The sequence below is a fragment of the Candidatus Methylacidiphilales bacterium genome (genome assembly GCA_028713655.1).
Lineage (GTDB): Bacteria > Verrucomicrobiota > Verrucomicrobiia > Methylacidiphilales > JAAUTS01 > JAQTNW01.
On sequence record JAQTNW010000035.1, the window covers coordinates 1 to 13445 of the forward strand.

Sequence of the window (13445 nt, forward strand, 5' to 3'; positions counted from 1 at the left end):
GCTGAGAAAGGTGAGGGAGCCATCGCCCTGTTTGGCCAGCCCACCGCTGCCTTTCAGGTCTTTGTTGGTGTCAAACGTAAGCCCCGCCCCACTGCTGGTGGTCAGGGTGATGTTGCTGCTGATGGTGACCGCCTGGGTGCCGGAAAGGGTCAGGTTTTGGGAACCTGTGACGGTAAAGGAATTGTTGATGGCCACGCTGTTGGTGATCGTGCGATCCGCGCCATACGCTTGTACAGATCCGCCGCTGATCGTGAAGGTGCCGGCGCCAAGCGCTGCGTTGTTGCCAATCTGAAGGGCGCCGTTATTCAGGGTGGTGCCGCCGGTGTAGGTATCGGCGCCGTTCAACAAAACAGAGCCCAGCCCGTTCAGGACGAGCGATCCCGTGCTGGTTATGATGTCGTTGACAACCGTGCCGCTGTCACCCGAGAAAGTTAGGATCTTTCCATTGGTATTGAGCGTTGCACTCGTGCCTGCGACGCCAAGAGTCAGACCTGTCGCGGCCGTTGAGTTATTGATGATGGCCAGGTTGTCATTCATCTGGATATTGACCAATTGCCCGCTGGTACTGCTGCTGCCGATGATGTTGGCATTGCTGCCCGCGACTGTCAGGTAGGCGGAACTGGTGGTCCCCGTCTGGTCAAAGACGAGGGTCTGATTGCCACCGCTGGCGGCGAAAGTGTAGCTGTGGGTTCCTGTCCCATTCAGGATCATGGTGGCGACCGTTGTCGTGCCGCTGAGCGAAACGGTTTGCGCACCGGTGGTTGGGTCATCCCCAAAATAGGCAACTGCGCCGACCCCGTTGGGCACAGCGCCCGTCCAGGCACCTGCGGTTGGCCAGGTATTGCTCGGGCCTTTCCAGCGCGAGAGTCCGCTGAGGTCGGGGACGAGTTCAAAACCGCCTGTCACTGTTTTCCAACCGGAGGGAGACCCCCAGCCGGTGAATGTGGTATTTGCCGCCAGGGTGGACATGGTGGCCGTGATGCTGCCCTGGGTTACAAAGAAGCCGGTTGTGGTGGATGCCGACGAAGTCGTGAACGGTGTGCCGATCCAGTTGTTGACGGACATCGTGCCGGTCGATGCAAGTACGCTGCTGAAGGTCAGAATGCCTCCGCTGGTTCCCTGGTAATCGATCACGGAAGCGCCGCTCTTGCTGAAGCCGCCGATGGAATCGGAAAAGCCGTTGGTGCTCAAGGTGGCGGAACCCAGGTTCAGGGTCATGGTGTTGGCAAAAATGTTGCCGGCCCCGATGGCTACGGCACCCTGGGTGATATTGAGGCTTCCCGTGAAGGTGTTGGATCCGGTGAATGTTTCGGTGCCCGTGCCGGTTTTGGTCAACGTGCCATTACCGCTAATTACGCCGTCGTAGTTTACGGACAGATTATTGCCGCCAAAAGTCAGGGTGCCTCCAACCATGCTGACGTTGCCGCCGGCCGCTCCGCCGCCGGAAAGTCCTGCAATGGTGTCAGTCATTCCATTGACATTAAAAATCGCCCCGGCGGTGTTGGCCAGAACGACGGCGCTTTGGCTGGCGATATGGTTGCTGCCGCCGAGCAGAAGAGTGCCGCCATTGAGGAAGGTGGTTCCGGTGTAGGTGTTGTTCCCGCCGAGAACCACCACGCCTCCGCTTTGCCCCTGGACGGTTAGATTTTGATTGGCCCCGGAAATGATGCCGCTGATCGTCAGGGTGCTGCCGCTGACGGCTCCCACAGAGCCGCCCCCGCCGGTGAGTGTGATGGCGCCCGAATACGTGTTGTTGCCGCTCTGGTTCCAAAGCGAGGCTTCATTCGTGACGCCCGCGCCTGTCATCGTGAGGGGCTCGGCAGCCAGGGTGATGTTGCCGGCAAGCTCCAAGGTGGCGCCGCTGTTGACAGTGGTGCCAGCGCCCGTTGCGCCGAGCGCCGTGGCGATGGTTGCGCGCAAAATACCCGCACTGACCGTTGTGGCGCCGGTGTAGGTGTTGGTGCCTGTGCCGCCTAAAATGGCGGTACCGTCGCCGGTTTTCAACAGACTCGTGGTTCCGCCATTGTCACGGATGCGCTTTGTATTGTTAATGACGGCTCCCGTATCCGGGTCGAGCGTGAGAACGTAGGCGCCGGTGCCATCGGTCTGCAGTGTGGTGGCGCCATTGCCTGTGAGATTAAGGGTGGTGCCGGCGGCGGCGGCGATGGTTGAATCGGCTCCGATCAGTATGTTTCCGGTATAGGTGTTGGTGCCTGAGAGGTTGTAGAGAGCGCCGAGGTCGTTATAGCCCGCCCCCTCCAGAGTTAGGGCTTCGTTTGCAACCGTGATATTATTTGCAAGGGCGAGAGTGCCCGACTGGGTGGCGCTGGAGTTGACAATGGTCCCATTGGCGGTCGATCCCAAGGCCAGGTTATTGGCGGCAATAAGCACGCCATTATTGACAGTGGTGAGGCCGGAGTAGGTGTTTGAGCCTGACAAAACGGAAGTCCCATTTCCATTTTTGGTGTAAGTCCCGGTTCCCCCGATATTGCCGCTGAATGTCGTGGTTCCGGCATCCGTGAAATCGTTGATGTTGTTCGCGCCCATGCTGATGTTGCCGGAAAAGGTCAATCCGGTGCCGGTGAAATGGTCGATTTCCAGATTGTTGCCCAATTGCAGGCTGGCCGCGATGGTCTGGTCCGCCGCGCCAGTCGGAGTGTTCAACACCTCAATACGCGAGATCGCGACGGCCCCGGCATTTTGATTCGTGGTGACCGGAGCGGGCGCCTTCATCACGAGCAATTGCGCGCTGCCGGTGCCAACGGTGTACGAATCGATGCCGCCGAAAATCATGGATCCGACGGTTTGGGTGCTGCTGACATTGATCGTCATGCTGGGCGAATTGGTCGCGAACAGATCCGTGAAGAAAACCGTGTCGCTTGTGCTTGGCCGTACATTATTCGGGCTTGTTCCGTTATTGGTCCAGTTGCTGTAGGTGTTCAGCGCGCTCCACTGGTTGTTGCTGGCGGTGGAGGTTTCGTAATTGGTCCAGCAATCGCCCGCGCCGGTGACGCTCATGGAGAAGTTCCGGATTTCAGATACTTGGGTGGCGCCGCCTGTACCTGCGGTGAAGCCGGCGACAAAGTCGTTGGGCCGCGTCCCGCTTAACGTGCCCGTGGCCACTGTTATAAAACTGCCGCTGTAACCGAATTGGAGCTGTACCGTGACGCTGTTGTCGGCGCCGATGATGACCTGCGCGCTGCGATACTGGGCTGCGTCCTGGTCGGGGCGTGTGGTGGCCGACTGGAAATTCAGGTTGCTGTTGGTGGCTGTGATGCCAGGAACCAGGGAAATGCCGTTTGTCGTGGTGCCATTTGCCTGGGCAAGGGTAGCCGTGCCGCCAAGGTAGCTATAATTGCTGACTGTCGTGGTGCCGGGCAGGATGGTTCCCGACCCGCTGCCGGCTCCGCGGATGTCGGCGTTGTTGGCATAAAAGCCTGGTCCGTCAGACCGGCCTTCGGTTGGATTGGAGTAGTTTCCCCAAGTATCCAGGCCGACGCCCACATAACCAGCGGGTATGCCGTTGATGTTGGTGGGCGTGTTTTTTTGGGCGTAACCCATCGAACCGCCAAAGGCCCCGGGCGCGAACTGGACGTTTGCATTGGCGAGAAATGCGGTCAGGCCGTCGGCGGCGGGATTGGTTCCCGACCAAAACGTGTAATCAAATTTGTAGGTGACCGTGGCGCCAGCTGCGGGGATGGCTGCCGCAGAAATGGCCGCATTGGCCTGGTTGTTGACGTCGGTGGTCAGGCGAAGCCAGCCCTGGCCGGGCGAATCGATCTGGGTTTTCCCAAATTCAGGATCGCCATTGGTTTGATAATCCGGGGCCGCGTTGTTTGTGGTAAAAGGAGTGGCGCCGGAGGTGAGGCGGGGGCCGGGCGAGGAGGTGGTGGCGGTTTGAGCGCCACCATAGAAGATCCAACCGGGTGCGGTGGAATTATTGAAATTTTCCTGGTAGATGAATTGGGCATTGGAGGGGGTGGGTACGGCCAGCAGCCAGAGTGTGACGGCAAACGCCGTCGCGAGCCCTTTGAATGGCTGGCTGTTAAATTTCATAAAATGAGCCACATTGTTTGAATGGCTCCCCGCGTAACGTCCCCGAGTGCGGGATATTTTTATCAGATGGAGACTCTTATAACAAACCCTAATCTAAAAATTGAGGATTTATAAGTTTTAATACATCGTCCGAAAATAACTAATGACGGGATTCCTTGATGGACTGGCGCAGGTATCGTTCCACTTCCAACCGGGCTTGCCCCAGATCCGGGTACCCCGTCACCACAATTTCCAAAACCTGTTGTCCGAGCTGCCGCTTCCCTTCGATTACAGCCTCAAACCTGCGAAAACGGCTTCCATCCACTGATGGCCATTCGCGAAGCCCTTTAACATCGCGTTGTTCCGAAAGCACATAAAAAACATGGAGAATCCGCCCATTCCAGCGAAATGTGTACATGCGAAGAGGCAGGCGTAATCCCGTCAAGTCCAACACTTCCTCCCCGGCTGATTCCAGCAGAGTGCCGCCCGCCGCAGGCAGGCAGATTTCAGGCGAATGGCTTCGTGCGAGAGTTTCGGCGCCTTTTCCGGGATTCCATCGAAAACTGAACACGTTCCAAGTACTTCCATCCGGGCGCTTCATGACTCCCTGCCAGCCTTCATCATAGCGAAGAATGCTTTTGATTTCGGACGGAATTTCGCGCTTTTCATAGCTCGCCCCCTTGGGCGGCCACTCCAGTTTCCACTCCGCCAAATGGGGCTGCGGGTGTTCGTGAAGCCGGTACCAGCCTTCCGTCAGCACTTCGACCAGGAATATCCAGACCAACAAAACAACCGCTGCGCGGAATGGCGGAAGCGAAACAGACGGGATTTTGATTCTCGGCTGCGGGTCGCGTGGTTCCGGCGCTGTCCTGAGCCTGGCTGCGACGAGCAATAAAACCGCAAAGGACAAAGATAAAATGAGCAGCCCGGCAGGATCATGCCAGGAGGCGAGAGCGGCCTGTCCGCGTAGCACGCACAAACCGGTCAAAAAAAGAGCCCGCAGCAGGTTGAAAACGACGGCGCACACAAGCCCGAAGGCCAGCAATCCTCCGCGCCGCGCCGGTCTGAGTTGGTAAAACTCTCCGACAAACAGGGAGGCCATCAAAGTGGACTGAAGCGACCGTATTCCACTGCAGGCTTCATTGATGCCGATCACGCCCTGGGAGAGGTGGATCAGATTTCCCTGTTGCACCGCCCATACGCCGAGCCAGTTCATGACTTCCACCGTCACCCCCGCCACACCGCGCATGAGGTTTTGTTCCAGGGCCGTTTCGAGTCCCGTGGGCCAGGGAACAGACAGCAACATGAAAGCAAATGGAAAAATAAAATGCCGCACCCAGCTCCGGCCCCCTGACAAATAGATCATCCATACCGTAATCGCGAGTACCACGAGGGCCAGAGCCCAACTGACCAGCCGCCAGTCGGGATTGGCTTCCTGCAACAGGCGGATTGGCAAAAGACAGAAAGCAACGATCCAGCCCGTCCAAGCCGGGAATTGAGCAGGCCTGTCCGGTGGCGGCCGTGACATCCAACGCAACCAGAGCAAATAGCCGGACAGGAAGGGCATGAGCCAGCCGTAGCTGTATTGGGGATTCAGCGTCCAATCCGCGGATAACTGTTTGACCAACATCAGCCAGAGAAGCGCAAGCAGGACCGGAACAGACCGGTGCCGAAGCCGAGAATGAAAAAAACCGGACATAAGAACAAATCCATTGAACCCCAAGTCCGGCCATTTGCGAGACAGAAAGCGATTGGATGTGAGGCTGCGGACGGGTAGAATGGCGGCGTGGCTGACAAATCGCAAATCCCCGCCCGGCGGCGGGCTTTCTTCCGTTCCCTGATGGTGATTGGATTGATAGCCGGGATTGCGCTTGCTCCCCCCATTTACCGCAGGGCAAAAATAGTACGCGCCCATTGGATTGGCAGGCAAGTTGCCGGCCTGATCGAACAACAACAGTACGCCGAGGCCCTGAAAAAGGCGCAGACCGCCTGGCTGCTGGCGCCGAAGGATCCGGAAGTTTTGCGCCTGATGGCCCGGCTTTACAGCGGCATCAATTCCGAATATGCGTTTGCCTTTTGGGACTCGCTCCTGGCCGACAGGAACTGCACGGACGAAGATCTGCGGCAGTATGCGCGTTTCGCCCTCATCTCGCGGCGCATTCCCGAAGCTAAAGTTGGGCTCAACCGACTGCTGGAACATTCGGGCAAGCAAACCGAAAATCTCTTTCTGGCCGGAGAATTTTATTTTGCCACCGGCGACACCGCGCGCGGCCTGGAGTTTTTCCACAAGGCTGTGGAAGGCGATCCCGGCAACCGCGAAGTCAAACTCGCCCTCTGCCGCGCCTTGTTGCAGGCCGGAGGCCCCGGCCCTGTGCGGGAGGCGACTCTTCTGCTCGGCCAGCTTGCGGACGGCAGGGACCCGGCGGCTCTTTCGGCCATCGCCATGTTGTCTCGCATTTTGCCTTCGGGTTCACCCGAGTTCACCCGGCTGACCGGGCTTCTGGATCAGTACCCGGCGTCCGGCGAGGACAAGGGGTTGCTGCTGCTGGAACTCAAAATTCGCGCCAACCCCGCCGGGACCGCCGACCTTTTGGAACAGTTCCGCAAGAATTACGACGCCCGGGCGCCCGGACAGCGTGTGCAAGCGGGCCGCTGGTTGAACCAACAACACTATTATGCCGAAGCCACCCGGCTCATCAACCCCGGCGAGGCGTTGCAGCGCCAGGATTTGTTTTTGGTTTGGGCGGATGCCATGGCTTCACAAAACAAGTGGGCGGAACTCGATCAAGCGCTGTCAAAAAATTCCGCCCCGCTCGATCCCTTTTTGGCAGTCATGTTCCGGGCCAGGGCCGCGCGGGAGCTGGGCCACCCTGAGCTGAAAAATTTATTGTGGTCCAGGGCGCTGAACGAAGCCGGCAGGCGCTCCGATGCCCTATGGTATATGGCCGGGTATGCCGAAAAACTTCATGAATACGACCTGGCAAAGGAAGCGTATGCGCGGTTGATCCGGATGCCGGATGCGGGGGACGCCGCATTCCTTGCAATGATCCATTTTCTGGAGCGGGCCGGAGACACACGGGGCTTGCGCGACCTGATGCTGGAACTTTCACAAAAACCCGCCCGGCAGGATGCTGCGGTTAACGACCTGGCCTATTTGAATTTGCTCCTGGGCGAAAAAATCGGGGAGTCCTGCCGCCAGGGGGAGGCGCTTCTCGCCAGGAACCCGCTCATGATGGCCTATCGTGTTACTTGCGCGTTGGGTTATTTGCGGCAATATGAGCCAGGGACGGCCCGAAGGGTTTATGAGGCGGCCCGAATCCGTGACCTCACAGCGCTGCAACCGGGTTGGCAGGCGGTCTATGCCGCAATCCTCGGGGCTGATGGCGATGTTCCAAAGGCGCGGGCCCTTGCCCGGCTTATCCCTCAACAAGCCTTGAAACCTGAGGAAAAGGCGCTTATCCTGCCGTATCTTTAAGTGTGTTTAAGGTTAGTCGGGTAGAATTGTAATTGTTCATGCAACAGAATTCCATGGAACGACTGGGGGCGTCGAACGGCGGTTCTTCCGAACTTCGACGCCTGCTTTTGATTGAAGACGATGAAAGCTTGTCGGATGTCATCCGGTTGAGCCTTAAAAGCGCGCAGTATGACGTGATCTGCTGCGTGGACGGTCACAGCGGGTTGGAGACGGCAAAAAACAATAACATCGATCTGGTGTTATGCGATGTGCATCTGCCGGACATGAGCGGATTGGAAATCACCCAGGCGTTGCACAAGCAGAAGGCGCACCTCCCGATTATTGTCATGAGCGGGTTTGCCACGAGCAGCACCGCGATCGAAGCCACCCGGAACGGGGCCTATGATTTCCTGTTGAAACCGTTCCCGTTAGAGGATTTGCTCGCAATCCTCGACCAGGCCTGGAATGCCAGCAACCTGCGCTGCAAACAGGTCACGCTGGATGCCCCCGACGCCGGCGAAGGAACCATGATCGGCAAGAGCAAGGTGATGCAGGATGTTTTCAAACAGGTTGGACGCCTCGCCGACCGGTCCATGAATGTGGTCATTCGCGGGGAAACCGGCACGGGCAAGGAAATGATTGCCCGCGCGCTCTTCCAGTACGGGGATCGTTCCGCCGAGCCCTTCATTCCGGTGAACTGCGCGGCCATTCCGGAAACCCTTCTTGAAAGCGAACTGTTCGGCCATGAACGGGGGGCTTTTACCGGAGCGCATTCCACGCGGATCGGACGTTTTGAGCAGGCTAAAAACGGGACCATTTTTCTGGATGAAATCGGCGAGATGTCGGTGGCCACGCAATCCAAGCTGCTCCGCGTATTGCAGGAAAAGCGATTCCAACGTTTGGGCAGCAAATCGGATATTGCCACCAACGCGCGCGTGATTGCCGCCACCAGCCGGGATTTGCTGCAGGCCATCCAAAAGAACGAATTTCGCGAGGATCTTTTTTACCGTCTGAGCGAGGCGGAAATTTATCTCCCGCCGCTGCGCGAGCGCGGAGACGATCTCCGGCACCTGATCAACACCTTTTTGCTTTATTTTGGAAAGGAATTCGGCGTCGAACGCCCGTCCATCCAAAAGGACGCGATGGAGTTTCTCCTCCGGCAATCCTGGCCCGGAAATGTGCGGGAACTGCGCAATGCGGTGCGCAAAGCCCTGATTGCCTCAAAAGGTTATCCGGTTTCGCTCGAACATGTGCAAAGCGCCGCCTTCAATTTCATCAGCGCCGGGGACGTGAAGGAAACGGGGCTGGGTGAGTTCATACGCCGGCAAATGGAAGCGGCCGCGCGCGGCGAGGCTTCCAACATCATGCAAACGCTGATCAACACGCTGGAAAAGGAAGCCTACGAGATGGCGATCACACTGGCCCGCGGCAACCAGTCCCGGGCGGCGGGCTGGCTTGGGGTCTCCCTCCCCACCATGCGCGAGCGGTTGATGCACTTCGGGCTGCACCCGAAGCAACCGCTGTTTGCTAAAACCAATGGAGGGACGACCGCCGTGTCGTCTCCTGACACAAGTTCGCCTGCGAAACCGAAGCCGCCAAAGCGCAAAGGGAAACAAGCATCGCCGCGAAAGAGCGCATAGAACACAAAGGATTCAAGTATCCCGTTTGAAATTCCTTATCTGCTAGAAAAAGGCTTTTATATAGGCGCTCGTCCTCAGTCCTGCCGTCCACTCCAGCCTTTTTCTCTCTTTCGCTTTGCTATAGGCTTCTTGCTGTTCCGGTGTCCCATCTGTGATTGGAATGGGAAGGTGGAGTGCTTTTAACTCATCACGCGCAGCCATATCCACATTTTTTTGCCTCATGGCTTGGACGATTGTGTTTTCCTTGATATCGATCCTGAACTCCTCATAAAGCACGCCTTGGGCTTTTAAAGCCTTTGTCAATTCATCCCAATTCCCCTTAAATTGATCTTGTACAATCCTGTTGATCCTCTCATTCACAACACTTTCCGGAACAGAGAAGCCATTCTTTTTGAACTCTTGAATTATGAGTCGCCGATCAATCAAATCATTTAATGCTTTGATTCTTGCCGCTTTGACGCCTTCGAGCAATTTGCCCTTGTCAGCAGGATATTTTTCTCTCAGGCCACGCTCTGCGGAATCCGCATTTTTTCGCACATCCGAGAAGGTGATGACATCGTCATTCACAACAGCGGCGATGCCATCAACAACCTGCCCGCTCAACAAGCCGCTGTTCAATACAAACCAGCCCAGGATAAGTAAGAAATGTTTTCCCATGGAATTTCTAACGATTGATTGTGAATGTCACATCCGCCAACGCCAATTGCTCGTTGTCCTTGATTTCGTGTGTTACGACTGGATTGGAAATACCCATGCGATGGAGAGTTGTCTCAATTCTTTTTGCGTCCCGATATGCCGCGAAGTCGCTGTAGAGACTTCCAATTTCGGCTTCCGCACCATCGAGAATGTCATTTTCGGCCAGAGAACCCGCGCCTTTAATTTGGATTGATTTTATGGACGGGTTTGGCTGGAGCACCACCACAACTTTCACGCCGCCCGCCATCGCTTCATCGTAAATGCGGAGGTTCTTGAACAGCCCGGTGGCATAGAGCTTCCGGATGTCCCGCGCTACCGCTGCAATTGAATAAGCTCCTCCTTTTTTCATGCTCATTATTTCCAGAATGAAATTCTTGTCGGGTTTTCTGGGGCCTGCATATTCCAGTTCTATCTCTCCGATATTCGGGCTCTTTGAGTCCGCCACGGGAGATGATTGTTTGTTTGCAGCCGCTTCTTTTTGCTGCTCATTGGCAGCCTCGACGGGCCGCAATATTCCCAGCATGACAACGAAGGCTGTGGCAACCATTCCGATTCCAGCCAGTCTGAGCAGGCCCAGTCGTGTTCTCACCACTCTCGAGACGTCAAACATCCGTTCGACTCTGCGGCCGAGGGCTGAGCGAAATGATGCCATGGGAATACCGGCCGTGAGCAGGCTCTTCTCGCAGAGTTGGCATTCGGCCAAATCCACCAACTGCATGGCATAGCGGCCCGGATTCTCAGTCTGGCTAACTACCCAATCATCACAAACTTCCTCCGCGCGCTCTTCCTGCCGCCATGCAGTCCACCAGGCCAATGGGTGAAAAAACAGGAGCGCCGCTGTTAGATGTCCGGCCAACTGCCACCAGGCGTCATGCCGTTTCAGATGGCCGAGTTCGTGAAGAAGAACTTCGGAAGTTGGGTTGGGATTGGAAGCGGGAAGAACGATGGCCGGGTTCCATAGGCCAATCAATGCCGGGCTTGAAACCACATCGCTGACACAGACCACCGGCGCTTTCAGGCTCACATTCTCCGCCAGGAGCGCGGCTTTCTGCTGAATTTGCTCCGATGCGGCCCATGTTTGCTTGCGCCAGCCCGCCACCCGCGCATAGGCAATCCCCAGACGGGCAAGCATCACGATGATACCCGCGAACCATACCCCCATCAACACATGTACTAATGAAAAATGACGGCCAGTAACTGCAACATCTGTGTTCCTTTCCAAGTTTGATTGGGGTTTGGCTTTTACATCCAAAGCGAAATTTGAAATGGCTCCTTCCGTTGGGTAAAGATTTTTTGCAACTGCACCCCATGAACCATCCATCATATTTAACGGCGGCAGAACCGGCACGGTATATGTCCGTATTTGCAACACCCCCACCACTGTCAAAACCACCGGGCAAGCAAGCACGGCCAGAAATGACGCTCTTAAACAGGCATTTTGCATGAGGGCTCCCTGTCGGGACAGCAGACGGTCCGCCAGAATGCCTGACAGCAAAAGGAGTGTTGTTCCGGTAATAAATACAAAAATCAGCGTGCTCATTTCACTTTCCCCTTTTCCTGAACCAATTTCCTAATCTCTCTTAGTTCATCCGGCGACAGCTTTTCACTTTTCAGCAAATACGAAACGAGCCCGGGTACGGAGCCGTTGAAAATTCTCTGTACGAAATCCTGTGTCGCTTTCTGCATCGCGTTTTCTTCACGCACCAATGGGTAAAAGATGAAAGTTCTCTCCTTAACTTCATGGGAGATGGCTCCTTTTTCTTCCAACTTTCGCAACAGTGTCTGCACGGTGCTGTGGGCGGTCTGCGCCTCGCTTCTTTCAGAGTTGAGTTCATCTGTAATGGCGCGCGCATTCATGCGTTGACGCCACAAGAGCCTCATGATGCGCAGTTGCAATTTGCCAAAACGATGGCTTCGATCCTTCTGCTGGCGATTGGGCATGCGCGATCATTTACCATAGTAGATTTAGCAGAGTCAATGCCAAAATACACTTCCGATTTCAACAGAACCGGTTTTACCCGCCGTTGGGACAGGAACCCCCCGGCACTTAAAACCGCAGTACTTTCCGCTTGGCAAATGAATCTCAGAGGATAGCCTCTCACTTTCCCGTTTTATGGAAATGGGGATAAAAACGTCCGTTCAGCGGACACAACAACAAAAACACATTCGCTAGAAAGCGAAGTCCCGCCGCGGCGGGATCATAAGCCCGAGGAATTGGTATGTCGAAAATAGACGCGAAAGCGTTGCTGGAAGCAGGCGTTCACTTTGGTCACCGGACCGACAAGTGGAGCCCGAAAATGAAGCCCTATATTTATGAAGCCCGCAACGGGATTCATGTCATCAACCTGAACAAAACGGCCGAGCAACTGGAAGCGGCCGGCAATTTCCTCCGGGGAATCGCCTCAAAAGGCGGGAAGATTTTGTTTGTCGGCTGCAAAAAGCCGGCGCAGGAATCGGTCAAACAGGCCGCAATCAAATCCGGCGCCTTCTATGTCACCGAACGCTGGCTCGGCGGCACCCTGACCAATTTGAACACCATCCGCAAAAGCGTGGCCCGCATGCGCGAAATCGACCAGATGGAAACTTCCGGAAAATTCAACGGCATGCCGAAACAGGAAGTTTCAGCCCTGCGCCGCGAAGCTTCCAAGATGCACCGCAACCTCGACGGCATCCAGGACATGGCGCGTTACCCCGATGCCATCGTGATTGTCGATATCGTCCGCGAAGACATCGCCGTGCTCGAAGCCGCCCGTTTGAACATCCCGATCGTCGCCCTGACCGACACCAACGCGGATCCGAGCAAGATTGCCTACCCGATCCCGGGCAACGACGACGCGATCCGCTCCATCCGCATCATCATGGACACCCTCGCCGCTTCCGTGGAAGAGGGTTACGCCGGCGGCGGCGGCAAAAAGGACCGTTCATCCGATTCCTCCAAACAAAACATGGAGGCGGTCTCGGCCTAACTTTTGAATCGAGATATTTTTATGAGCAATGCAGCCACAGTTGATCCCCAAATCGTCAAGCAACTCCGCGACATGACCAACGCGGGCATGATGGATTGCAAACGGGCCCTCGAGGAAGCCAAAGGCAACCTGGAAGAAGCCGAAAAGATCCTTCGCAAAAAACTCGGTCTCAGCGCCGCCAAAAAAGCCAGCCGCGAAGCCAAGGAAGGCCTTATTGCCAGCTATATTCATCTCGGCGGCAAGGTCGGCGTCCTGCTCGAAGTCAACTGCGAGACCGATTTCGTGGCCAAGAACGACAACTTCCGCGAGTTTGTGAAGGATATCACCCTCCAAATCGCCGCCGCGCATCCCTTGTACGTCACCCGTGAACAAGTGCCGGCAGCCGTTGTTCAAAACGAACGTGAAATCGCCGCAGGCCAGGTCAAAGGCAAGCCGGAAGCCGTGATTCAAAAGATCGCGGACGGCAAGGTGGATAAATATTTTTCCACGGTCTGCCTCATGGAACAGGCCTTCATCAAGGACCAGAACAAAACAATCCGCGACATGGTGAACGAAAAGATCGGCGAGATCGGCGAGAACATCATCATCAAGCGGTTTGCGCGCTTTGCCGTCGGCGAATCCTCCTGAGCGGACTAATCTCCCGAAGTTTTATCG

The 13445-nt window shown here is 56.2% G+C and carries 9 protein-coding genes; 4 read left to right on the top strand and 5 right to left on the bottom strand.

Going from position 1 to position 13445, the window contains the following annotated elements; all coding sequences use genetic code 11:
* Positions 1-4056 (bottom strand): autotransporter-associated beta strand repeat-containing protein (locus tag PHD76_11180; GenBank protein MDD5262396.1); only part of this gene is annotated, 4056 nt, incomplete at its 3' end.
* Between the two features lie 139 nt (positions 4057-4195).
* Complete coding sequence (locus PHD76_11185) at positions 4196-5734, bottom strand: exosortase/archaeosortase family protein (protein ID MDD5262397.1); 1539 nt, start codon at positions 5732-5734, stop codon at positions 4196-4198.
* Between the two features lie 87 nt (positions 5735-5821).
* On the opposite strand from PHD76_11185, the gene PHD76_11190 reads away from it, so the two are divergent.
* A complete protein-coding gene (locus PHD76_11190) occupies positions 5822-7510 on the top strand; it encodes a hypothetical protein (GenBank protein MDD5262398.1) in 1689 nt (562 codons plus the stop codon).
* Positions 7511-7548: 38 nt separating this feature from the next.
* A complete protein-coding gene (locus tag PHD76_11195; GenBank protein ID MDD5262399.1) occupies positions 7549-9129 on the top strand; it encodes a sigma-54 dependent transcriptional regulator in 1581 nt (526 codons plus the stop codon).
* A 42-nt stretch (positions 9130-9171) separates the two neighbouring features.
* On the opposite strand, the gene PHD76_11200 is transcribed toward PHD76_11195, so the two are convergent.
* The 3 genes from PHD76_11200 to PHD76_11210 are packed head-to-tail and all read right to left on the bottom strand — an operon-like array spanning position 9172 to position 11766.
* Positions 9172-9786 carry a SurA N-terminal domain-containing protein gene (locus PHD76_11200; protein MDD5262400.1) on the bottom strand — a complete coding sequence of 205 codons (615 nt, stop codon included), beginning with the start codon at positions 9784-9786 and terminating at the stop codon, positions 9172-9174.
* A 7-nt stretch (positions 9787-9793) separates the two neighbouring features.
* Entirely contained in the window at positions 9794-11365 is a 1572-nt protein-coding gene (locus PHD76_11205) for a M56 family metallopeptidase (protein ID MDD5262401.1), read from the bottom strand.
* Complete coding sequence (locus PHD76_11210) at positions 11362-11766, bottom strand: BlaI/MecI/CopY family transcriptional regulator (GenBank protein ID MDD5262402.1); 405 nt, start codon at positions 11764-11766, stop codon at positions 11362-11364. Before PHD76_11210 ends, PHD76_11205 begins: the two co-directional genes overlap by 4 nt.
* A 278-nt stretch (positions 11767-12044) precedes the next feature.
* Here PHD76_11210 and rpsB point away from each other — a divergent pair, with 278 nt between their 5' ends.
* Positions 12045-12791 carry a 30S ribosomal protein S2 gene (gene rpsB / locus PHD76_11215; GenBank protein MDD5262403.1) on the top strand — a complete coding sequence of 249 codons (747 nt, stop codon included), beginning with the start codon at positions 12045-12047 and terminating at the stop codon, positions 12789-12791.
* 21 nt (positions 12792-12812) lie between these two features.
* Entirely contained in the window at positions 12813-13418 is a 606-nt protein-coding gene (gene tsf / locus PHD76_11220) for a translation elongation factor Ts (protein MDD5262404.1), read from the top strand.
* Positions 13419-13445 lie beyond the last annotated feature (27 nt).